This window comes from Curtobacterium sp. MCLR17_059, from assembly GCF_003234665.1.
Lineage (GTDB): Bacteria > Actinomycetota > Actinomycetes > Actinomycetales > Microbacteriaceae > Curtobacterium > Curtobacterium flaccumfaciens.
Genome location: NZ_QKSU01000009.1, coordinates 110,900 through 133,855, shown reverse-complemented (window position 1 = coordinate 133,855; position 22,956 = coordinate 110,900). Strand labels below are relative to the sequence as shown.

19 protein-coding genes are annotated in these 22,956 nt (G+C 69.3%); 4 read left to right on the top strand and 15 right to left on the bottom strand.

Annotation, left to right across the window (positions count from 1 at the left end; all coding sequences use genetic code 11):
- The first annotated feature begins 20 nt into the window (after positions 1 to 20).
- The gene (locus DEJ12_RS13315; RefSeq protein ID WP_111030343.1) at positions 21 to 893 is read left to right on the top strand and encodes a DUF6270 domain-containing protein; all 873 of its coding nucleotides are present in this window, start codon (positions 21 to 23) and stop codon (positions 891 to 893) included.
- On the opposite strand, the gene DEJ12_RS13310 is transcribed toward DEJ12_RS13315, so the two are convergent.
- Positions 883 to 2,616 (bottom strand): glycosyltransferase family 2 protein, encoded by a 1,734-nt coding sequence (locus DEJ12_RS13310; protein WP_111030342.1) that lies wholly within the window; start codon positions 2,614 to 2,616, stop codon positions 883 to 885. The two genes, DEJ12_RS13315 and DEJ12_RS13310, sit on opposite strands and share 11 nt — an antisense overlap.
- Entirely contained in the window at positions 2,613 to 4,175 is a 1,563-nt protein-coding gene (locus DEJ12_RS13305) for a glycosyltransferase (RefSeq protein WP_181433127.1), read from the bottom strand. The genes DEJ12_RS13310 and DEJ12_RS13305 overlap by 4 nt, the downstream gene beginning before the upstream one ends.
- Positions 4,176 to 4,292: 117 nt before the next feature.
- Here DEJ12_RS13305 and DEJ12_RS13300 point away from each other — a divergent pair, with 117 nt between their 5' ends.
- A complete protein-coding gene (locus tag DEJ12_RS13300; RefSeq protein WP_111030340.1) occupies positions 4,293 to 7,028 on the top strand; it encodes a CDP-glycerol glycerophosphotransferase family protein in 2,736 nt (911 codons plus the stop codon).
- Here the strand turns inward: DEJ12_RS13300 and DEJ12_RS13295 are convergent.
- The 3 genes from DEJ12_RS13295 to DEJ12_RS13285 are packed head-to-tail and all read right to left on the bottom strand — an operon-like array spanning position 6,962 to position 9,239.
- Positions 6,962 to 7,660, bottom strand: a complete 699-nt coding sequence (locus DEJ12_RS13295) for an acyltransferase (RefSeq protein ID WP_258370587.1) — start codon at positions 7,658 to 7,660, stop codon at positions 6,962 to 6,964. The two genes, DEJ12_RS13300 and DEJ12_RS13295, sit on opposite strands and share 67 nt — an antisense overlap.
- Before the next feature lie 32 nt (positions 7,661 to 7,692).
- A complete protein-coding gene (locus DEJ12_RS13290; RefSeq protein WP_258367169.1) occupies positions 7,693 to 8,421 on the bottom strand; it encodes an ABC transporter ATP-binding protein in 729 nt (242 codons plus the stop codon).
- Positions 8,418 to 9,239, bottom strand: coding sequence for an ABC transporter permease (locus DEJ12_RS13285; protein WP_111030339.1), 822 nt, complete (start codon positions 9,237 to 9,239; stop codon positions 8,418 to 8,420). The genes DEJ12_RS13290 and DEJ12_RS13285 overlap by 4 nt, the downstream gene beginning before the upstream one ends.
- Before the next feature lie 168 nt (positions 9,240 to 9,407).
- On the opposite strand from DEJ12_RS13285, the gene DEJ12_RS13280 reads away from it, so the two are divergent.
- Together DEJ12_RS13280 and DEJ12_RS13275 are read left to right on the top strand one after the other, a co-directional pair.
- The gene (locus DEJ12_RS13280; protein WP_111030338.1) at positions 9,408 to 10,778 is read left to right on the top strand and encodes a glycosyltransferase family 4 protein; all 1,371 of its coding nucleotides are present in this window, start codon (positions 9,408 to 9,410) and stop codon (positions 10,776 to 10,778) included.
- Positions 10,775 to 12,229, top strand: coding sequence for a glycosyltransferase family 2 protein (locus DEJ12_RS13275; protein WP_111030337.1), 1,455 nt, complete (start codon positions 10,775 to 10,777; stop codon positions 12,227 to 12,229). Before DEJ12_RS13280 ends, DEJ12_RS13275 begins: the two co-directional genes overlap by 4 nt.
- A gap of 59 nt (positions 12,230 to 12,288) precedes the next feature.
- Here DEJ12_RS13275 and DEJ12_RS13270 read toward each other — a convergent pair whose 3' ends face one another.
- From DEJ12_RS13270 to ftsZ, 10 genes are all read right to left on the bottom strand, one after another.
- Positions 12,289 to 12,672 (bottom strand): hypothetical protein, encoded by a 384-nt coding sequence (locus tag DEJ12_RS13270; protein ID WP_111030336.1) that lies wholly within the window; start codon positions 12,670 to 12,672, stop codon positions 12,289 to 12,291.
- Positions 12,669 to 13,019 carry a DUF2200 domain-containing protein gene (locus tag DEJ12_RS13265; RefSeq protein ID WP_111030335.1) on the bottom strand — a complete coding sequence of 117 codons (351 nt, stop codon included), beginning with the start codon at positions 13,017 to 13,019 and terminating at the stop codon, positions 12,669 to 12,671. The genes DEJ12_RS13270 and DEJ12_RS13265 overlap by 4 nt, the downstream gene beginning before the upstream one ends.
- A gap of 11 nt (positions 13,020 to 13,030) precedes the next feature.
- Positions 13,031 to 16,510: a DNA polymerase III subunit alpha gene (dnaE, locus tag DEJ12_RS13260; RefSeq protein WP_375334588.1), complete on the bottom strand. Its 3,480-nt coding sequence runs from the start codon at positions 16,508 to 16,510 to the stop codon at positions 13,031 to 13,033.
- Positions 16,511 to 17,520: 1,010 nt separating this feature from the next.
- The gene (locus tag DEJ12_RS13255) at positions 17,521 to 18,450 is read right to left on the bottom strand and encodes an RluA family pseudouridine synthase (protein WP_111030333.1); all 930 of its coding nucleotides are present in this window, start codon (positions 18,448 to 18,450) and stop codon (positions 17,521 to 17,523) included.
- Positions 18,447 to 19,133, bottom strand: a complete 687-nt coding sequence (lspA, locus tag DEJ12_RS13250) for a signal peptidase II (RefSeq protein ID WP_241660342.1) — start codon at positions 19,131 to 19,133, stop codon at positions 18,447 to 18,449. The genes DEJ12_RS13255 and lspA overlap by 4 nt, the downstream gene beginning before the upstream one ends.
- A gap of 2 nt (positions 19,134 to 19,135) precedes the next feature.
- Positions 19,136 to 19,816 carry a DivIVA domain-containing protein gene (locus DEJ12_RS13245; protein WP_071405424.1) on the bottom strand — a complete coding sequence of 227 codons (681 nt, stop codon included), beginning with the start codon at positions 19,814 to 19,816 and terminating at the stop codon, positions 19,136 to 19,138.
- 185 nt (positions 19,817 to 20,001) lie between these two features.
- On the bottom strand, positions 20,002 to 20,298 hold the full coding sequence (locus DEJ12_RS13240; protein WP_084741074.1) for a YggT family protein: 297 nt from the start codon (positions 20,296 to 20,298) through the stop codon (positions 20,002 to 20,004).
- 68 nt (positions 20,299 to 20,366) lie between these two features.
- On the bottom strand, positions 20,367 to 20,951 hold the full coding sequence (locus DEJ12_RS13235) for a cell division protein SepF (RefSeq protein ID WP_071405422.1): 585 nt from the start codon (positions 20,949 to 20,951) through the stop codon (positions 20,367 to 20,369).
- A 41-nt stretch (positions 20,952 to 20,992) separates the two neighbouring features.
- Positions 20,993 to 21,718, bottom strand: coding sequence for a YggS family pyridoxal phosphate-dependent enzyme (locus tag DEJ12_RS13230; protein WP_111030332.1), 726 nt, complete (start codon positions 21,716 to 21,718; stop codon positions 20,993 to 20,995).
- A gap of 7 nt (positions 21,719 to 21,725) precedes the next feature.
- Positions 21,726 to 22,886 (bottom strand): cell division protein FtsZ, encoded by a 1,161-nt coding sequence (gene ftsZ, locus DEJ12_RS13225; RefSeq protein WP_027465251.1) that lies wholly within the window; start codon positions 22,884 to 22,886, stop codon positions 21,726 to 21,728.
- Between the last annotated feature and the right edge of the window lie 70 nt (positions 22,887 to 22,956).

Here is a 22,956-nt window from a genome sequence, read left to right as displayed (position 1 = left end):
TCAACCCTTGTTGCTGGCTCATGCTCGATCGAACGGAGAACTCGGTGTCACGGATCAAGGTGGCCATCATCGGCTCGTGCGTCACGCGAGAAGCGTTCATCACGCGGAACAACCCGCACTACAAGGACGTCTACGACCTCGGTCCGCTCGCGTGGCAGACCGGTCTCGTGAGCTTCCTGTCGGCGCCCGTCGCTCCGGACATCGCGCAACGGATCCAGCCGGGTGACAAGGTCAACGAGCACGGGGCGCGCACGATGGCGCGCGACATCGCCAAGTCGGACCGCGCAGAAATCGAGTCGTTCGCGCCCGACTACCTGCTGTTCGACCTCTACTCCGACGTCCGGTACGGGCTCGCGCGGATCGGCGACGCGACCATCACGAACAATCCGAACAGCTTCCGGAAGACGGACTTCTTCGCGGCGGGTGAGGGGTTCACGACCCTGCACATGGCGAACGCGAGCGCCGAGTACGTGCCGCTCCTCGAGCAGGCCGTCGACGAGCTCGTCGCATGGCAGCGACAGGCGCTCCCGGAGACGACCCTGGTGTTGAACTGCTTCCGGTACAGCTCGTACTACCGGACGAGCACCGGCGACCTGGAGTTCGTGAAGTACCGCGGAGACCAGAAACGGGATGACCTGTACAAGCGGCTGCTGCGGGAGAACGACCGGTACGACTCGCTCTACCGTTCGATCGCTGCCCGTCACGACCTCCGTACCATCGACAACCGCGACCGTTCGTACCACTCCGACGGCGCGCACCCCTACGGCATCTCGCCCTGGCACTTCGGCCGACCGTTCTTCCAGGACTTCATGGCCGACCTCGACCGCATGGTCATCGGCGATGCCCTGACCGCCGGGCACCCGGCCGACGAACTCGCCGGCCTCAGTTCCTGAGCCTGGCGCGCGCTGCGCGCAGGAGCCGTCGGGCGAAGTGCCCGCTCGGCACCCGACGGTCGACGAGGAACCGCCAGCCGTCCGCACGGTCGGCCAGGGGCTGCAGTTGCACGCCGCTCGGAACGGGCGGGAGCGGCATCCTCGCGGTCACGACCGGGAAGTCGAGCCGGAAACCACGGAACGAGATCCGGACCACGGCACGGTGTCTGCCGGTGGCGATGTCGCCGTTCTCCAGGCGCAGCGACCATCGGGACCGGCCGTGATCGACCCGGAGGACGGCCTGGGTACCGGCTGCCCCGGGTCCGGTCGCGGTTGCGGTCGGGGTTGTGGTCAGGACCATGTCGAGGGAGACCCCGTCAGGCACCGTCCCGGCCACTGGTCCGCTCAAGGTCAGGCCGCCGGCGTCCGGGTGCGCCTCGTCGACGACGAGCGGTGCGAGGTGCCGCACCATCGAGACCAGCTGCACTGCGAGCGGGTCCTGCCCGTGGACGGCACCCGCCATCGCGCGCAGGAGTTCGGAGTTCCCTTCGACCCCCGCCGTCAGCGGACCCAGGTCCGTGACGGCGGATCCGAGCACCGACACGTCGGTGTGCTCCGCGCGGTTCGCCAGCAGGACCAACGGCCCGTCGTTCACGAGGGATCCGCGATCGAGTGCGAAGACCGCTTCCTCTCCGAGCACACCGACCGAGCGGATCACGTCCACCCAGGCGCGGAGCAGCACCGGCGGCACGTCGCGGTCGTCGCGCGCGTCGTGCAGCGCAGACGCGAGGCGCACGGCGATCTCCCCCGCTCCGTTGGCCACCGCGAACCAGAGCGCTCGTCGCTCGGCACGGAGCGCCTGACGATCGGCGGTCGGCACGACCGCGAGCAGATCGTGCACCGCTCCGATGACCCGGTGCAGGTCGTTCGCATCCGGCTGGCCGCGGAGGAACCGTTCGAGGTGGACGTACCCGTCGGCGTCGAGGACGACCTCGGCGTGCGCGCGGCGGACCTCCGGGGCGGCATCGGCGAGCAGTGATGCCACCTCGATCTCCTGATCGAAGTAGCTCAGCACGCCATCGATGCCCGACGCCCTCGCGGTCATGGACGAGGCTCCCGGACGCTCGCGGTAGAGGTAGACGACCTCCGGCACCACCGCGACACGGTCCGCGGCGAGGAACGCGCGGACCATCGGCACGATGTCGTTGGAGCGCGGGGCGTTCGGGAACCGGACGCCCGACGCGCGCAGGAAGTCGGCGCGGAAGACCCGGTTCCAGCATGCGCGGTTCGCCAAGAGCCTCGGCATGGCCTGGAGGTCCGTCACCGACTCGGTCAGGACGTCGTACCAACTTGACATGGGCTCCCAGGTCGACCCGGAGCTGAACTTGAGGTGCCGGCCGAGCGCGATCACGGCGTCGCTGCGCTCGGCTGCGTCGATGAGCGCCCGGTACGCCCCGTCAGGTACCAGGTCATCACCGTCGGCGAACACCAGGTACTCGCCCTGCGCGAGGTCGATCCCCTGGTTGCGGGCGGCGCCTCCCCCCGCTGCTCGCGATCGGTGCAGTCGCACACGGGGGTCGCCGGACGCGATCCGCTCCACGATCGCGACCGTCTCGTCGGTGGACCGGTCGTCGATGACGATCACCTCGAGGTCGACATCCTGCCGCAGGACACAGTCGAGCTGCTCCTCGATCCACGGCGCGACGTCGTGCACCGGCATGACGACGGAGAGCTGTGCGCTCACGGCCGACTCCTCGTCCTGAGCACGGCGGCGACGCGGCGCAGTGCCGACGGTGCGACGGCCACCTCGACACGGTGGATCCGCCCGTCGCGCAGCGTGAACTCGACGCTCCACCTGTCACCCGGCCGAGGCCTCGCCGACGACACGACCGTGTCCGATGACAGCACGCCCCGGTGCACTGCCGTCCGGGTTCCGTCGCGCTCGAGCACGACACTCCCCGGTGCCGGGTGCTCGAGACCCGTCATGCTGATCCGGAGACCACCACGGTGTCGGTCGGCGGTCGCACGGACGCGACGATTGCGTCGGAGGAACACGACGTCGTCCACTGCTCCGTCCCGCAACGCGGACAGCACGACCTGTTCGTGCTCGTCCAGCCCACGGCCGACGAACTCGTCCCAGAACGCCGCGACGAGCTCTGGACGGACAGGGAGCGGATCGCCACGCTGTGCGGCATCGACGACCGGCCGGAACAGGCGTTCGCGCCACAGGTCAGCGCCGCGCTCCGTGTCGGGACCGAGGGCCCGCTCGCACTCGGCGGCGAGACTGCCCCACCGCAGGACGACGTCCTCTGCCGGGCGGTCGAACGTCTCGACGAGCTCGGCCGCGAGTCCCGGCTCCTTCGCCCGGAGCAGGGCGTAGGCGGCGCCGGGGTAGGCGCTGAGGTCGTCGAACTCGGTCTCGTCGACCCAGGTGCCGATCCACCGCACGAAGTCGGCGAGCAGGCGGGCGCCGGCCGGGTCGAGCACGCCGATCCCGCGGACCCGCGTCCACGCCTCTCGGCGGATCAGCCGCCGTCCGAAAGCCGCCGTCGCCCCATCCGCCCCGTGTGCCGCGTACGTCTCGACTGCTGCACGGGTCTGTTCGACCCAGTCGTCCAGGTCGTCGCCCCGGCCGATGCCCGACGTCACCGACTCGTCGTGTCGTCGGTGGCGGTACACCACCTCGGGCAGCACGTCGACCCTCGCTCCCACCGCGAGCCGCGCCCACCAGGAAACGTCCTCGCAGGTGGTGCCGGTCGGGAACTCGACGCCGGACTCGAGCAACCACGTGCGGTTGAAGACCTTGTTCCAGGGTGTGTGGTCGAAGGCCAGCTGCGGCGTGTCCGAGAGTCGGAGGCCGGTCCCCCCGGTCGTCCAGAGTGCGTCGTCCGTCGTCCAGTAGGTCGACTCGCGCCCGTCCCCGGTGAACTGCTCAGCCCTGCCGCTGACGAGCACCGGACCGGACTCGGCGAACACGGCGAGGAGCCGTTCGTAGGCAGCGGGCGGCACGAGGTCGTCGGCGTCCGCGAACACGACGAAGTCGCCGGTCGCGACGCGCAGCCCGGTGTTCCTGGCGTTGCCGGCTCCGCCACGTTCCCCGATCTCGAGCACGACGATGCGCGGGTCTTCGGTGGCGAGCGACCGGACGGACTCCGTCACCCCGGAGCTGAGCCCGTCGAGCACGAGGATGATCTCGAGCCGACGGTGGCTCTGCGACCGGAGCGCCTCCAGCGCGACGTCGAACCACGGGCCGACGCTGCCGACCGGCACGACGACCGACAGCAGGGGAAGGGGTCCGCCCACAGCACTTCTCCTGGAGTTCATCACGTTCGGGTTGCGCAGTGCGCGACGAGCCAACCTCGACTTCAGCCCTAAACTATCGCAGCACGTGCATCACGACGACAGGGAGCCGATCAACCGATGGACTCAGCGATCCGGACCACACCACTCATCTCCGTCGTCGTGGCGGCACTCGACGTGGAACGGTACCTCCCGACGCTCCTGCGGTCGTTCGAAGGGCAGACGTTCGACCACGACCGTGTGCAGTTCGTGTTCGTCGACGACGGATCGACCGACTCGACGGGGTCGCTCCTCGACGACTGGGCAAGGTCTGCCGGAGCCGACGTGACCGTGATCCACCAGGACAACGCCTGGATCGCCGACGCACGGAACACCGGATTGGCCCGGGCCACCGGGCAGTGGGTCACCTTCGTCGACGCCGACGACGAGCTGGAGGAACGGTACTTCGAAGAGGTCGCGAAGTTCATCGAGTTGCACGCGTCGGACGATGTCGCGCTCCTCGCGGCCCATCAGCTCCTCCTGGACGACGACGGCGGCGTGACGGACGGGCACCCGTCCCGCAAGCGCTTCGAGAAGGGATCGCGCATCGTCGACATGCGGTTGGACCCCATCGTGCAGACCGGCGTGAACGCGGCGTTCATGCGTCGTGACCTCGTCGAGGCGGCGGGTCTCCGGTTCGACGGTCGTGTCCGACCCACGTTCGAGGACGCCCACTTCGTCGCGCGCTACCTGCTCCGCAACGGACTGCACCGGATCGGTCTGATGGCCTCGGCCAAGTACCGCTACCGTCAGCGCGGCGACGGCAGCTCCACCGTGCAGACCAGCCACGAGGACCGACGGAAGTACACCGATGTGCTCCGTCACGGTCACCTCGGGCTCCTCGACGAGGCGTCGGCGACCGGACGCATCGATCGTTGGGTGGCGAACACCGTCCTCTACGACCTCGTCGGGTACTTCCGGCGCGAGCGTGCGATCCGGTCGCCCTCGGCCCTCGCCCCCGCCGATGCGTTCGACGAGTTCCACGAGCTGGCGGCTGCGGTCCTGCAGCGAGTCGGTCCGGAAGCGGTCCGCTCCTTCGACCTACTGCCCGTGGAGTTCGCGGTGCGGCGGGCGATGCTCGTCGGGTACCGGGACGAACCGGACCGCCCGAACACCGTCAACCTCGCTCAGGTCGATGAGGCCCACCAACTCGTGCAGCTCCAGTACTGGTTCACCGGCGAGATCCCGGCGGAACAGATCGCTGTCGACGGACACGAGGTCGTCCCCGAGTTCGAGACCGTCCAGGACTTCGTCTTCTACGGTCGGCCGCTGGTTCGCCGGCGCGTGATCTGGATCCCCCGCGGCCACGTCACCGAGATGCACGTGGACGGACAGCAGGTCGTCTTCGCCCGGGGTGAAGTGCCGAACCACTACGCAACCCTGACCCGCCGCCAGCTCGAACCGCAGATCCTGGCGCAGCGCCGACGCGTGGTCGATCCCAACGAGGTGGAGCTGACCAACAAGCAGCACGTCTGGCGAGCGGTGCGCGAGCGTGCGATCACGACCCGGAACTCCCTGCAGAAGACCGCACTCCGGAACGCCCTGGCACCGACGCTGGCCCGCACGCGACGCGCACGCGAACGGTTCCAGGGCGCGTGGGTGTTCATCGATCGGGACACGGACGCGAACGACAACGCGGAACACGCCTACCGGTACGTTCGACGGCACCGTCCGGACATCAACGCCTACTTCGTGCTCAACCGCGATTCCAAGGACTGGGACCGCCTGCAGCGCGAAGGGTTCCGGATGATCGCGTTCCGGTCGCTCGAGTGGGTGCAACTGATGCTCCACGCCGAACACGTCGCGTCGTCGCACATCGCGGACTTCGTCACCAAGCCCCTGCCCGCGTCGAAGTTCGGGCAGCCGCGGTTCCACTTCACCTTCCTGCAGCACGGCGTGATCAACTACGACCTGTCGCGGTGGCTCAACTCGAAGCGACCCGACCTGTTCGTGGTCTCGACCCCGCAGGAGCGGGACGCGATCGCGGGCCACGGGCAGTGGATCTTCTCCCAGCACGAGGTCGTCCTGACTGGGCTGCCCCGCTTCGACGCGCTCCTCGAGAAGAGCCGGGCGAAGCAGGAAACCGAGCGCGACCTCATCCTCGTGATGCCAACCTGGCGTCACTACCTCGTCGGGGCGCAGGTCGCCGGATCCGGAGCGTGGGAGCGTGACGACCGGTTCATGGAGAGCCGTTTCGCCAAGGAGTACACGGCGCTCATGTCGTCGCCGGAGCTCCGCGCACTCGCGAAGCGGACCGGGAAGCGCCTCGCGCTCATGCCGCACCCGCTCCTCCGTCCGTACCTGACCGACTTCCACCTGCCCGACGACGTGGAGATCCTCGACTTCGCCGTCGACGGCGTGCAGGACGTCCTCGCCCGGAGCGCTGCGTTCGTGACCGACTTCTCGTCGCTGGCCTTCGACGCCGCCTTCATCGACGTCCCGGTGGTGTACTTCCACTTCGACCTCCGCGAGTTCTTCGGCGGCTCGCACAGTGGTCGTCGCGGGTACTTCGACTACGACGAAGCCGGGTTCGGCGAGGTCACAGGGTCCGTCCGGGAAGTGGAAGGCGCTGTCGAACGGATCGCAGAGGCCGGGTTCCGCCCGTCGGACACGTTCCGGGAACGGGCGCGACGGACCTTCGTCACGCGGGACGGGCGCAATTCGGAACGCGTCATCCAGATGATGGAGTGGTTGACGGGCGGACCACGACCAGCCGAGCCCCAGCCCGAGGCCGCGCTGCCCGCCGAGGATCAGTCGTCGGCTTCCGTGAGCTCCCAGAACGGCGAACGCTCGACCGTCGACGCGTCCGGCTTGTAGAAGGGCTCCTTCAGCGAGAGGTGCGGCCGCTCCCAGGCGACGTCGCGCCGCACGACCCGTACCGGCGTCCCGACGGCGATGCAGTTGTTGGGGACCCGGCCCGTCACGATCGACCCGGTCCCGATCACGGAGCCGCGTCCGACGGTGGTACCGCCGAGGACGGTGACGCCGAGTGCGAGCCAGACGTGGTCACCGATGTCGATCGACCTCGACACGTTGACCCGCGCTCCGGTGCGGACGTCGAAGATCGGGTGCGCGTCGTCCGCCCGGATCTGGACGTGCGAAGCGATCATGACGTCGTCGCCGATCCGCACGGTCGTCCCCTCCGTCGCCGAGATCACGCAGTTGGCGGTGGTGGATGCGTTGGCGCCGACGAGCACGGACGAGTCCTGCCCGATCCTGATGTTCGCGACGAACGCCGGCGCACCGTGGTTCTCCGCGATGTCGAGCAGACCGTTGTCACAGTCCATGCTCACCACGATCCGCCCGAGACGCGCACGTTGGTGGACCCGCACGACGTTGTTCGACCCGCGGAACGTGATCTTGACGTTCCCCCGTTTCGGGCCGGCGTACTCGATACGGTTCCCGCGGTCGTCCGAGTAGGCCGACAGCTCCTCAACATCCGTTTGCACGGCTCCAGCCTAGGTGCAGCGCAGGAGCACGCTCAGACGGTCGCCTCGTACGCCGACACGACCTTCTTGGTCGGGCCGATCATCTTCAGCTCGCCCTCGTTGAGCCAGGCGACCTGGTCGCACATGTCCTTGACGGTCCCCATGGAGTGCGAGACGAGGATGACCGTGCGGCCTTCGTCCTTCATCTCCTTGAACTTCGTCTGGCAGCGCTTGCGGAACGTCGCGTCGCCGACGGCCAGCACCTCGTCCACGACCAGGATGTCCGGCGTGACCGCGACGGCGACGGAGAACCCGAGCCGCACGTACATGCCGGACGAGTAGTTCTTCACCGGCTGGTCGATGAAGTTGCCCACACCGGAGAACGACACGATGTCGTCGAACTTCCGCGCCACTTCCTTGCGGCTCATCCCGAGGATCGAGCCGTTCAGGAACACGTTCTCGCGACCGGAGAGCTCGGGGTGGAACCCGGAGCCGACCTCGAGCAGTGACGCCTGCTTGCCACGCGCGGTGATCGAGCCCTCTTCCGGCCAGAGGATCTTGGCGAGGCACTTCAACAGCGTCGACTTGCCGGACCCGTTCTTGCCGATGAGACCGAACGTCGATCCGTGCGGGACCTCGAACGACACGTCCTTCAGTGCCCAGAAGTCCTCGTGCACGGACTTCTTCCCGCGCATGACCATGCTCTTCAGCGAGTCGTTGCGCTCGTGGTACATGCGGAAGCGCTTGGAGACGTGTTCGACGGAGACGGCGGAGTCGTTCACAGGAGTTCAGCCAGCTTCTTCTCGTTGCGGGAGAACACGACGTAGCCGATCGCGAGCGAGGCGCACCCGGCGATGGCACACGCGACCAGGTCGGTCCAGTTCGGGAGGCGGTTGTCGTACATGAGGTTCCGGAAGACCTCGGAGAACCGCTCGATCGGGTTGAGCTTGTAGACGTGGATGATCCACGGATGTCCGGCCTTGTTGGCGGCGTCCTCGACGAGCGAGAGCGGGTAGATGATCGGCGACAGGTACATCCACATCTGCAGTGCGATGCCGACCAGGTGCTGCATGTCGCGGAAGTGCACGTTGATGATCGACAGGATCAGCCCGAGGCCGGCGGAGAACATGGCGAGGAACACCATCGTCAGGGCGATCAGCGGCAGGTAGAGCCAGAAGTTCGACCCGGCGATCGCGAGCGCGATGAGCAGCACCCCCATCTCCACCAGCCACGTGAACCCGAAGGACCCGACGGCCGCGAGCGGCAGGGTCATCCGCGGGAAGTACACCTTCTTGATCAGTGAGCCGTTGGCGACGATCGACGTCATGCCGGAGTTGATGACGTTGCGCGCGAAGATCCAGGGCAGCAGCCCGCACATGAGCCAGAGCGGGTAGATGTTCAGCCCGCTGGGGTCACCGACCTCGAGTCGTGCCCGGAAGATGAACGAGTACACGATCGTGTAGATCAGCATCGTCGCGAGCGGGTTGATCAGGGACCACAGTTGCCCGAAGACCGTGCGGCGGTACTTGCCCTTGACCTCGCGGGCGGTGAGGTTCGCCAGGAGTTCCCGCGACGACATGAGCTCGTTCAGGTACGTCATGCTTCGGGTGCAGGCTCCTCCGGGGCGCAACGCAGCGCTCCTCACAGGGATTCGGGGACGAGACATTCTCGCACAAAGGTTGCACTTGCCACGTTCGACTCGGTGATGCATGTCCGCTGCGGGTGCCGCGGAGACGAACACCTGGTGAAACCTGAGTAGGGTTGGTGGGTGATCGTCAGCTTCGCCAACCACTCCACCGCGCCGGTGAACCTCGGCGGGGCGGAACGGTCACTCATCCGCTTCGTGGAGGACTGGCAGGCGCAGGACCCGGCCATGACGCCGACCTTCATCACCAAGGCCCCGCGCGGCAAGTTCATCGATGCCCTCGACGAGCGTGGCTGGTCGTACGACGCGCTGCGGTTCCGCGGCTGGGCCCTGCCGAGTCCGCAGCCCGCACCGGCTGCCGAACGCGCCGCCTTCGCGACCGTCGACTACGCCGCCGTGAACGCGATCATCCGGAAGTACGAGCGCGAGCGCCCGGACCTCGTCGTCACCAACACACTCGTCGCCCCGTGGGCGTCGTTCGCCGCCGCGGTCCTCGGGATCCCGCAGGCGTGGTTCGTCCGCGAGTACGGCGACCTCGACCACGGTCTGCAGTTCCAGACGGGCCGTGCGGGCGTCCTCGGCGACATCGGCCTGCTGTCCGGGGCCGTCGTCACCAACTCCGAGGCGATGCGCGAGCACCTGGCGCAGTACATCCCTGCCGACAAGCTCTCCGTCGCGTACCCGACGGTCGACACGAGCCGACTCCTGGCGACGAAGGACGACACGCCTGCCGTCACCCCCTTCCCGCAGGCAGAACCCGGCCTCCGGATCACGGTCCTCGGCCGCGTCGAGGAGTCCAAGGGTCAGCACCGCGTCGTCGACGCGCTCGGCGCGCTGCGCCGACGAGGCGTGACCGCGAGCGTCTGTTTCGTCGGGAGCTGGAAGCACCCGGGTGAGGACCAGCGGCTCACCGACCGCGCCCGCGCGCTCGGCGTCGCCGAGCACGTCGTCTTCGCTGGCGAGCAGCACACGCCCGCGCCCTTCATCCAGGCGGCCGACGTCTGCGTCACGCCGTCCACCATCGAGGCCTTCGGTCGCACCACCGCCGAGTACATGGCGCTCGGCAGGGCCGTCGTCGCCACGCGCCAAGGCGGCAGCGCGGAACTCGTGGAGCCCGGCGTGACCGGCGCGTTGGTCGATGCCGACGACACGGACGCCCTCGCCGACGCCCTCGCCGCGTACGCGGCCGACCCGGACACGGCCAGGAGGCACGGTGCGGCTGCACCGGAACGCCTCGCCACCGTCACGGGTGCGGGCCACGACAACGCGGCGGCCATCGCACGGTTGGTCGCGCTGGTCGGCGCCGAGGGCTACCGGCTCCCCCAGGCGGCGCGCTACTGGTTCGAGCTGCCCGGCGCGTACGCGTCGCTCGGTGCGACGAGCGCCAGAGCCGCCGTCGGTCTCCTCGCGAGCCGCGTGCGATCCCGTTCCGGGGCCGTCGGCCGACTCATCGCCCAGCCCGGCGTCGTCGTCCGGAAGCTGGCTCGGCGATGACGCGCGACCGTCGTCCGGTCACGATCGTCGTCCCCATCTACGACGACCTCCCCGGTCTCGAGCGCTGCATCGAGGCACTGCTCGAGACGGTGGACTTCGCCGTCGACCGCGTGCTCCTGGCGAACGACATGGGCCCCCGCGTCGACGCGATCGAGGCCCGGGTGCTCGAGCTCGTCGGTGACCACGAGGGGTTCGAGTACACCCGCAACAGCCGCAACCTCGGCTTCGTCGGCAACTGCAACCGGGCCGTCCTCGAGCTCGACCGCACGGGCAACGACGTCCTGCTCCTCAACAGCGACACCGTCCCGATGCCGGGGTTCCTGGACGAGATGACCGCGGTCCTGGCCTCGGACGACTCGATCGGCGTCGTGTGCGCGAGGAGCGACAACGCCACCATCGCGTCCTTCCCCTACGCGCGGCGGAACCCGCGCGCGAGCCTCGCACCGCGCCGCACCCGCGAGCTGCACGGCCGGACGAAGTACCTGCTCCCGCGGCACACGGTCTCCCCGGTGGCGATGGGCTTCTGCTTCCTCATCCGGCGCGAGATGGTCGACCGCTTCGGGTTGTTCGACGACGTCTTCTCCCCCGGCTACGGCGAGGAGAACGACTTCTGCCTGCGGATCAACGAGCACGGTTTCACCTCGGTGTTGGCGAACCGTGCGTTGGTCCTGCACACGGGCTCGACGAGCTTCAGCGGAGATCGCGGTCCCTCGCTCCGACTCGAGCACGAGCGGATCCTGCTCGAGCGCTACCCCTTCTACGGCGGAGCGATCGCGCTCTTCCTCGCCCGGTACCGTGACGCCGTCGACGTGTTCGCCGATGCGTTCCTGCCCGACGACGACGTCGTCCGCGTGGCGCTGCACCTCCCGGCCGACCTGACCCACGAGGTCATCGCCCGGACCCGCAGCACTCTCGCTGCAGCGCCGGATGACGTCGTCGTCACGGTCATCGTCGCGAAGTCGCAGATCCGGGACGCCCGTGAGGCGTTCCCGGGCGCTGCGATCGCCGTCGGCGGCCGGCCACGGCAGATCTTCGACGTCGCGGTCGCCCTCGGCGCCCTGACCACGTTCGCGCAGCTCTCCGCGCTCAACGCCAACGCTCCCCGCTGGATCCTCGTCGACCCCGTGTCGCAGGACGTCCGGTGGTCACACGCGGTCGCGAACCACCGTGCGTCGGCGATCGACCGCATCCTGCGCCGCTTCGAGAACCAGAGCACGAGCTGGCGTGACGGGGACGACCTCGTCCGGCTCGTCCGCACAGCCGCCGCGAACGAGATCGACCCGGCGTCCCTGCGTGCTCGCTGGCACGCGGTTTCGGACATCGCCGAAGCGACCGGCCTCCTGGTGCACCGCGCGACGGTGTCGGTCCGACGCCTCGCCGCGCTCACGTTCGGTGCGCGCAACCCGCGCATCGTCGCCCGCCTCCGCGCGATCGCCGGCCGCGGCGCCTGAGCGACGACCGACGAGTGGACGGGATCCCCGTGGCGGCGCTGCCACGGGCCTCCCGTCCGTCACGCGAGTGCGTCGACGACCGCGCGGTGTCGCGCGATGCCGGCCACGTCGAACGCACCGAGCAGGTGCAGCGTGGCGATCCGGAACACGAGGGCGCGCAGGAGCAACTGCCGCCACTCGTGTTCGCCCTCGCCGAGATCGTCGAGGCGGTCGACGGGCACGCCGTGCCAGCAGACCGCGTCCACCGCGGCGATCGCGGCTCCCGTGCCGGCCGGACGCCAGTACGGTGGCCAGTCGATGATCGCGGGCGCGAGTCCCTCCGCGAACAGGACGTTGCCCAGCAGGTCCCCGTGGATCAACTGCGCCGGCGCGTGGACGGGACGGAACGCCGCGGCCAGGCGGTCGAGGGTCGGGGCCGCCGGCGACGGCCGCCCGTCGGTCACGCGGTCCGGAGGATCTTCGCCATCGGCCGGCCCTTCGCGACCTCGTCGACGAGCTTGTCGAGGTACCGGATCTGCCGCATGAGCGGGTCGTCGAGCTCCTCGATCCGCACCCCGCAGATCACCCCGGTGATGAGCGGGGCGTTCGGGTTGAGGTACGCGCCGGCGAAGAAGTCCTCGAACGTGGTCCGGTCGGCCACGTGCTGCGCGAGCGCCCGCCCGTCGAAGCCGGTCAACCACTCGATGACGGTGTCCAGCTCCGCCTTCGTGTGGCCCTTCCGCTCCACCTTCGCCAGGTAGTGCCCGTAGACGTCCGCGACGGGCGTCCCGAAGATCCGGTGACCGGCCATGGTCGACGCTCCTACACCAGGCAGCGAGGTCCGAGCAGGCTCTTCAGCTCGCCGAACAGGTCGGGGGTCAGGTTCACCGGGAACGGCAGCTCGAAGGTGCGCGCGACGTCGTCCTTGAGCAGCTTCAGCCGGACCTCGGTGTCCCCCTGGTGGCGGCCGAGCACGGCGGCGAGTTCCGTCACCGTGGTCGTCGTGGCCTGGCGTTCCGGAAGGGAAAGGGTGAGCGGGCCGGAGCCCATCGCGTCGCCGACGTTCGGTTGGAACATGCTCACCGCGTGCAGGGCCTTGCCGTCGTCGCGGACGTTGACGCGGCCGCGCAGGACGACGATCGAGTCGGGCACCAGGGACGGGCCGAACTCCTGGTACGTCTTGCCCAGGAACATCACGCCGATCTGGCCACCGAAGTCCTCGATGTCGACGATGCCGTACGGGTTGCCGCTCGTCTTCGCCACCCGGTGCTGCACGCTCGTCAGCAGGCCGGCGACGGTGACCGTCTCACCCTCGATCGAGTCGTCGGCGGTGAGCAGGTCGGCGATGGTGATCGACTGGTGCTTCGCGAGCTCGATCTCGAGCCCGGCGAGCGGGTGGTCGGACACGTAGAGCCCGAGCATGTCCCGCTCGAACGCCAGCTTGTCGCGCTTGGACCACTCCGGACGGTCCGGCACCTGCGACACCGCGGCGCTCGGGGCGTCCTCGGCTGCCTCGGCGAAGAGCGAGTCGAAGTCGAACCCGACGTTGCCGTGGGCCTCGTCGCGCTTGACCTTGACCGCACCCTCGACCGCGCCCTCGTGGATCTCCACCAGGGCACGTCGGGTGTCGCCGAACTCGTCGAAGGCACCGGCCTTGATGAGCGACTCGACCGTGCGCTTGTTCGCCGACGAGATCGGGATCTTGCGCAGGAAGTCGTGGAACGACTCGAAGGCGCCCTTCTCGGTCCGCGCCTTGACGATGTCGTCGACGACGTTGAACCCGACGTTGCGGATGGCACCCATGCCGAAGCGGATGTCGTCGCCGACTGCGGCGAAGAAGCCGATCGACTCGTTGACGTCCGGCGGCATCACCTTGATGCCCATCCGGCGGCACTCGTTCAGGTAGAGCGCGAGCTTGTCCCGGGCGTCGCCGACGCTCGTCAGCAGCGCCGCCATGTACTCGGCCGGGTAGTGCGCCTTGAGGTACGCGGTCCAGAAGGACACCACACCGTAGGCCGCCGAGTGCGCCTTGTTGAACGCGTAGTCGGAGAAGGGCAGCAGGATGTCCCACAGCGTCTTGATCGCCGCGTCGGAGTACCCGTTGTCCTTCATGCCCTGCTGGAAGCCCGCGTACTGCTTGTCGAGCTCGGACTTCTTCTTCTTGCCCATCGCGCGGCGGAGGATGTCCGCCTGGCCGAGGGAGAACCCGGCGACCTTCTGCGCGATGGCCATGACCTGCTCCTGGTAGATGATCAGGCCGTAGGTCGTGCCGATGATGTCCTTGAGGGGCTCCTCGAGCTCCGGGTGGATCGGCGTGATCGGCTGCTCGCCGTTCTTGCGGAGCGCGTAGTTCGTGTGCGAGTTCGCACCCATGGGCCCCGGGCGGTACAGGGCGATGAGCGCGGAGATGTCCTCGAAGTTGTCGGGCTTCATCAGCCGCAGCAGGCCACGCATCGGTCCACCGTCGAGCTGGAACACGCCGAGGGTGTCACCGCGCTGCAGGAGCGCGTACGCCTCGGGGTCCTCGAGGCCCATGTTCTCGAGGTCGAGCTCGGTCCCCCGGTTCGTCTTGATGTTGTCGAGGGCGTCACTGATGATCGTGAGGTTGCGGAGCCCCAGGAAGTCCATCTTGATCAGGCCGAGCGACTCCGCTGCCGGGTAGTCGAACTGCGTGACGATCTGGCCGTCCTGCTCCCGCTTCATGATCGGGATGATGTCGATGAGCGGGTCGCTCGACATGATGACGCCGGCTGCGTGCACGCCCCACTGGCGCTTCAGCCCCTCGAGCCCGAGCGCGGTGTCGAAGACGGTCTTCGCCTCGGGGTCGGTCTCGACCACGGTACGGACGTCGACGGCTTCCTTGTAGCGCGGGTGGTCCTTGTCGAAGATCCCGGTGAGCGGGATGTCCTTGCCCATCACGGGCGGCGGCATCGCCTTGGTGAGCTTCTCGCCCATGCCGAACGGGAACCCGAGGACGCGCGAGGAGTCCTTCAGCGCCTGCTTCGCCTTGATCGTGCCGTACGTGACGATCTGCGCGACGCGCTCCGACCCGTACTTCTCGGTGACGTACTTGATCGCCTCACCGCGGCGCCGGTCGTCGAAGTCGACGTCGAAGTCGGGCATCGAGACGCGGTCCGGGTTGAGGAACCGCTCGAAGATCAGGCCGTGCCGGATGGGGTCGAGGTCGGTGATGCGCATCGCGTACGCCACCATCGAGCCGGCGCCGGAGCCACGACCCGGACCGACGCGGATGCCGTTGTTCTTGGACCAGTTGATGAAGTCCGCGACCACCAGGAAGTAGCCCGGGAACCCCATCTGGTTGATGATGCCGACCTCGTAGTCGGCGCGGTCCTGCACCTCTTTCGAGATGCCGTCCGGGTACCGGTAGTCCAGCCCCTTCGCGACCTCTTTCTCGAACCAGGAGTGCTCGGTCTCGCCCTCGGGCACCGGGAACTTCGGCATGTAGTTGGCCGAGGTGTCGAACTCGACGTTGCAGCGTTCCGCGATGAGCAGCGTGTTGTCGCAGGCCTCGAGGTTGTCGCGGAAGACGTGCCGCATCTGCGCCGGGGTCTTCAGGTAGAACTCGTCAGCGTCGAACTTGAAGCGGTTCGGGTCGTTCAGGGTCGAGCCGGACTGCACGCAGAGCAGTGCCGCGTGCGACTTGGCGTCGTGAGCGTGCGTGTAGTGCAGGTCGTTCGTGCCGACCAGCGGGATGTCGAGGTCCTTCGCCAGACGGATCAGGTCGCTCATGATCCGGCGTTCGATCTCGAGGCCGTGGTCCATGACCTCGGCGAAGTAGTTCTCCTTGCCGAAGATGTCGCGGTAGTCGGCGGCGGCCTGCACCGCTTCGTCGTACTGGCCGAGCCGCAGGCGTGTCTGGATCTCCCCCGAGGGGCAACCCGTCGTGGCGATGATGCCGTCGTGGTACTCCTGCAGGAGCTCGATGTCCATACGGGGCTTGAAGTAGTAGCCCTCGAGCGACGCCTTGGACGACAACCGGAACAGGTTGTGCATGCCCGTCGTGTTCTCGGCGAACATCGTCATGTGCGTGTACGACCCGGCGCCGGACACGTCGTCGCCCCCGCCGTCACCCCAGCGCACACGGGTCTTGTCCGAGCGGTGCGTGCGGGGCGTGATGTACGCCTCGGTCCCGATGATCGGTTTGACGCCACCGGCCTTGGCGGCCTTCCAGAACTCGAAGGCGCCGAACATGTTGCCGTGGTCGGTCACCGCCACGGCGGGCATCCCCTGCGCGGCGGTCTCCGCCACGAGGTCGGAGAGCCTGGCGGCACCGTCGAGCATCGAGTACTCGCTGTGCACGTGCAGGTGGACGAAGGAGTCGGAATCCGACACGGAACCTCCGGTTCGTACGGTGTGCTGCGGGGTGGGAACAGCCTAACCGCGGCCGCCCACATTCCCGCGCGCGTCGGGGCGGACGGGAGGCACGGGGCGGGGCCGCACCGCGCCTCCAGACCGGCACCGGGTCGCGACACGCGCGGGCCGCCCCGCCGAGGGAGCAGGACACGCCGCACGCGCTCCGCCGCGGGCGCAGAAAGCGTCGCCTGGCGGCGCCCCGGCCGACCGTTCGTGACCCCTCGGCGCGTGCGGCCGGGCGCGTCGGTCTGGAGGCGCGGGTCGGGGCCGCACCGCGCCTCCAGGCCGGCACCGGGTCGCGACACGCCCGAAGCGCCACACCGAGAGGCCAGGACACGCCGCACCCATGCCGCCGCGGGCGCAGAAAGCGTCGCCTGGCGGCGCCGCAGCCGACAGTTCGTGCCCCCTCGGCGCAAGCGCCCGGGCGCGGCGGTCTGGACAGGCGCGGGGCGCCCCGCCGAGAGGGCAGGACACGCCGCACGCGCTGCGCCGCGGGCGCACAAAGCGCCGCCTGGCGGCGCCGCAGCCGACAGTTCGTGACCCCTCGGCGCGTGCGGCCGGGCGCGTCGGCCTGGAGGCGCGGGTCGGGGCCGCACCGCGCCTCCAGACCGGCACCGGGTCGCGACACACGCGAGGCACCCCGCCGAGACGGCAGGACACGCCGCACGCGCTCCCCCGCGGGCGCAGAAAGCGTCGCCTGGCGGCGCCGCAGCCGACAGTTCGTGACCCCTCGGCGCGTGCGGCCGGGCGCGTCGGCCTGGAGGCGCGGGTCGGGGCCGCACCGCGCCTCCAGACCGGCACCGGGTCGCGACACGCGCGGGGCGCCCCGCCGAGAGAGCAGGACACGCCGCACGCCGACCGCCGCGGGCACAGAAAGCGTCGCCTGGCGGCGCCGCAGCCGACAGTTCACGACCACTCGGCGCAAGCGCCCGGGCGCGTCAGAGCGACGCGCTCCGGATCTGCTCCAGCACTGCCTGCAGGTCGTCCGGGTACTGCGCCTCGAACGACACCCACTCGCCCGTGCGGGGGTGGTCGAAGCCGAGCCGGACGGCATCGAGCCACTGGCGCGTCAGCCCGAGCTCGGCCGCGAGCACCGGGTCGGCGCCGTACATCGTGTCCCCGACGAGCGGGTGGCGTGTAGCAGCCATGTGCACCCGGATCTGGTGAGTGCGCCCGGTCTCCAGGTGCACCTCGAGCAGGGTGGCGGCGCGGAAGGCCTCGAGGGTCTCGTAGTGGGTGACGCTCGGCTTGCCCTCCGACGTGACCGCGAACTTCCAGTCGCTCGACGGGTGCCGGCCGATGGGGGCGTCGATCGTGCCCGAGGTCGGGTCGGGGTGGCCCTGCGCGAGTGCGTGGTAGACCTTCTCGACCGTGCGCTCCTTGAAGGCCCGCTTCAGGTGCGTGTACGCCAGCTCGGTCTTCGCGACGACCATCAGGCCCGAGGTCCCGACGTCGAGGCGGTGCACGATCCCGGCACGTTCGGCGGCGCCGGAGGTCGCGATGGTGAACCCGGCGGCGGCGAGGCCCCCGGGCACGGTCGGACCGTCCCACCCCGGCGAGGGGTGCGCAGCGACACCGACGGGCTTGTCCACGACGACGATGTCCTCGTCGTCGTGCACGATCGTCATGCCCGGCACGGCCGCCGGCACGATGCGCGGCGGCTCCTTCGGGGTCCACTCGACCTCGAGCCAGGAGTCGGCGTGCAGCCGATCCGACTTGTCGACGGGGACGCCGTCGACGCGGACGCCACCGGCCGCGACGACGTCGGCCGCGAACGACCGGCTGAAGCCGAGGAGCTTCGCGATGGCGGCGTCGACGCGCTCACCGGCGAGCCCGTCGGGCACGGGAAGAGAACGCGATTCGCTCACGTGGCGTCGTGGCCCAGCGTGTCGCGACGGTCGCGGTCCTCCGGCCTGGAGGCGCGGGTCGGCTCGTCGAGAGCCGCATCAGCCGACGAGAACGCGGCCCCACCGTCGAGCGGCTCCGCCGCGTCGACCGGCTGCGCCGCGTCGAGCTGCGCCTGGCGCTTGGCCGAGAGCGTGCGGGTGCCGTCGAGGTTCACCCCGAGGATCACCAGCAGCACGAAGACCACCATGCTGATGCAGATGAAGGAGTCGGCGACGTTGTAGATCGCCGGCATCATCCACGGCGTCGAGATGAAGTCGACGACGTGGCCACGACCGAAGCCCGGCTCACGGAAGAGCCGGTCGAGCAGGTTGCCCAGCGCGCCGCCGAGCAGCATGCCGAGCACGATGGCCCACCACATCGACCGGATGCGACGCGAGTACACGATGATCGCGACGACGACCGCGGCCGAGATGACCGAGAACACCCAGGTCATGTTCACCGCGAACGAGAACGCGGCCCCCGGGTTCCGGACGTACAGGAACTGCAACGCCCCGCCGAGGACCGGGACGGGAGTGCCGTAGGGCAGGTTCGCGACGACCAGCGTCTTGGCGACCTGGTCGAACGCCACCACCACGACAGCGGCGAAGGCCAGTGCCGCGATCGCGCGGACACTGACCTTCGCTCGTGATGCTGGTCGCGACAACGTCAGTTGCCGAAGCCCTGCGCCGAAGCCGGCGCCGGGGTGAGACCGGACTGCTCGCCCGAGGTGTCGAGCTCGGAGAGCTGACCCTGGATGTAGCTCTTGAGCTGCGCACGGTAGTCGCGCTCGAAGGTCCGGAGCTCGTCGATCTTGCCCTCGAGCTGGCGCTGCTCCTGCTCGAGCACCGCGACACGCTGACGGTTCGTGTTCTCGGTGTCGGCGATGATCTGGCGCTGCTTCGCCTCGGCCTCGGAGACCAGGCGAGCCGCCTGGGCCGTGCCCTCGGCGATGAGCGCGTCGCGCTTCTCGATGCCCTCGCGGACGTGCTCCTCGTGGAGACGACGCGCCAGGGTCAGGAGGTTCGTGGTGCCCTCGGTGTCCTCGTCGGCGGGGACCGTCGTGGCCGGTGCCGCCGCGGCGACCGGAGCGGGCTCCGGTGCTGCCTCGACCGGGGCCGGGGTGGGCTCCGGCTCGGCTGCGGGAGCGGGCTGCTCGGCCTGCGCCGGCTGCGGGGCCGACTCGGCCGCCTGCAGGCGCTGGCGGAGCTCGTCGTTCTCCGCGGTCAGGCGACGGAGCTCGACCACGACCTCGTCGAGGAAGTCGTCGACCTCGTCCTGGTCGTAGCCCTCGCGGAACTTCGTCGGCTGGAACCGCTTGTTGACTACGTCTTCCGGCGTCAAAGCCATTGCCGTCACCTCAATAGAACTGCTGAACGTGTGGAACCGCGTGCGGTGCGACCGAATCTACCAGTCGTACCGTGCGGTGCGGATGCGCCACCGGAGCGGGCATCGATCCCGACCACCGTACACCGACGATGGGGCGGAACCGTGACCTGCGCCGGGCGTGGCGCGTGTCGCGGACGGGAGTCCGCTCAGATACCGCGTGCCAGGGCGGCGACCACGAACCGGGCGATGATGACGACGAGCATCACGATCGTCCAGCCGAAGTCGAGCGCCACCGGACCGAGGCGGAGCGGCGGGAGGACCCGTCGCACCGCTCGGATGGGCGGATCCGTGACCGTGTAGACGAACTCGGACACCACGAGCATGCCCCCGCGCGGCCGCCAGGAACGGTTGAAGCTCTGCACGAGGTCGAGCGCGAAGCGCCCCCACATCACGAAGAAGTACAGGAGCAACGCGAGGGAGATGATCCCTAGGATCACGGACACGATGGGGCTCGCTCGTCTCGGGCGAGCGTCGTCAGACGACGCTCAGGGGCGGGTGTGCCGGGTACGGCTCAGGACTGGGCGAAGAAGTTCGCCTCGATGTCGGACTCTACCTCAGCGGGCTCACCGCTCACTGCGACGTGTGCCGGCGACAGGAGGAAGACCTTGTTCGTGACGCGCTCGATCTTGCCGAACAGGCCGAGCGACAGCCCCGAGGCGAAGTCGATCATGCGTCGGGCGTCACCCTCGGTCATCTGCGAGAGGTTGATGATGACGGGGATGCCGTCGCGGAAGCTCTCGGCGATGGACTGGGCGTCCTTGTACTCGCGCGGGTGGACGGTGAGGATCTCGTTCATTTCCTGGACCGGGGTCGCCTTCTGTGCGGTCGTGTGCGAGCGGCGGAGCGGAGTGACCTGGGCGCCGCGCTGGTGGGTGTGCGTCTTGGTGGGAGCCGGCGCCGCTGCGGGAGCGGCCGCCGGGGCTGCTGCCGCGGCAGGGGCCTCCTGCGGTTCGGCGGGCGCCGGAGCAGCCGCTGCGGCCTGGCGAGCAGGGGCTGCCTGCTGGCGCGCGGGCTCGGCCTGCTGCTCGTCCTCGTAGTCGAGTTCCTCATCGGCGAGGCCGAGGTAGACCATCGTCTTCTTCAGCGGGTTGGCCATGGTTCCTCCGGGGTTCGTGCTCGTGGTGCCCTGCAACGAGGCTAGGGTGCGGGCGGCCGGTTTCCCGTGATTGCGGTGCCGATCCGCAGGTGTGTCGCGCCCTCGAGGATCGCCTCGGCGTAGTCCCCGCTCATGCCGGCCGAGATGTCGGTGGCGCCGGGCTCGAGCGACACGACCCGTTCGGAGATCGAGCGGAGTCGGGCGAAGGCGGCTCGGGGCTCCTCGTCCAGGGGCGCGACCGCCATCACACCCCGCAGCCGGATGGTCCCGGTGGCCAGCACACGGGTCACCATCGCCTCGACGTCGTCCGGCTGCACCCCGCCGCGGCCGGGGTCGTCGGTGAGGTTGACCTGCACGAATCCGTCGATGACCGGCGGCTCCGGCTCGGCCTCGGTCGGGGCGAACGCGTCGACGACGGAGCCACGGTCGAGCGACTGCACCACCTGGGCGTACCGCCGGGCCTGGCGGGCCTTCTTCGACTGCAGCTGCCCGACGAAGTGCCAGGTCAGGCCGAGGTCCGCCAGTTCGGCGGCCTTCGCCTGCGCCTCCTGGTGGCGGTTCTCCCCCACGTCCGTCACGCCGAGTGCGGCGAGCTCGCGCACGAGTGACGCCGGGTGGTACTTCGTGACGACGACGAGCGTGAGTTCGTCGGGTGAGCGCCCTGCGGCGCGCGCCGCGTCCGCGATGCCGCTCCGGACGGACGCAACGCGCGCCTCCAGTCCGTTGTCGTGAGACGAGGCGGACGGGAGGCGCGTGTCGGCTACCAAGGGTGGGCTACTTCAGGAAGTCGGGGACGTCGAGCTCGTCGTCGTCGTCGAACGCCGGGTCGGCGGCGCGCTGCACCGGCGGCTGGTGCTCCTGCGAGGCCCAGGACGGGCTCGACGTGGTGGAGTCCTCGATCGCGCCGGTCGAGGCGGCGACGGGCGCCGCTGCGCTCGACTCCGGGTCGACGTAGCTCGAGCGACGTTCCTTCTGCTGCTGCGCCGGCTCGCCGCCGTCGAAGCCCGCGGCGATGACGGTCACGCGGACCTCGTCGCCCAGGGTGTCGTCGATGACCGCACCGAAGATGATGTTCGCCTCGGGGTGCACGGCTTCCTGCACCAGACGCGCGGCGTCGTTGATCTCGAAGATGCCGAGGTTCGAACCACCCTGGATCGACAGCAGCACGCCGTGCGCACCGTCGATCGAGGCCTCGAGCAGCGGCGACGCGACGGCGAGCTCGGCCGCCTTGATCGCACGGTCGGCGCCGCGCGACGAGCCGATACCCATGAGCGCGGAACCCGCACCCTGCATGACGCTCTTGACGTCGGCGAAGTCGAGGTTGATCAGGCCCGGGGTCGTGATGAGGTCGGTGATGCCCTGCACACCGGCCAGGAGGACCTGGTCGGCCGTGGCGAACGCCTCGACCATGGAGATGCCGCGGTCGCTGATCTCGAGCAGGCGGTCGTTCGGGACGACGATGAGCGTGTCCACCTCGTCCTTGAGGCCCGCGACGCCGTTCTCGGCCTGCGACTGGCGGCGCTTGCCCTCGAAGCTGAAGGGCTTCGTGACGACACCGATGGTCAGTGCCCCGATGGACTTCGCGATGCGCGCGACGACCGGTGCGCCACCGGTGCCGGTGCCGCCGCCCTCGCCCGCGGTGACGAACACCATGTCGGCGCCGGCCAGGGCCTCTTCGATCTCCTCGGCGTGGTCCTCGGCGGCACGACGGCCGACCTCGGGGTCCGCGCCGGCACCGAGGCCGCGGGTGATCTCGCGGCCGACGTCGAGCTTGACGTCGGCGTCGCTGAGCAGCAGCGCCTGGGCGTCGGTGTTGATCGCGATGAACTCGACCCCACGGAGACCGAGCTCGATCATGCGGTTGACGGCGTTGACGCCGCCGCCGCCGACACCGACGACCTTGATGACGGCGAGGTAGTTGTGGTTCGTGGTCACGTCAGTCAGGCCTCCGGTAGAACCCTCAACCTCTACTTGAAGTTCAGGGGCAATGCTGGTAGATGTGGTG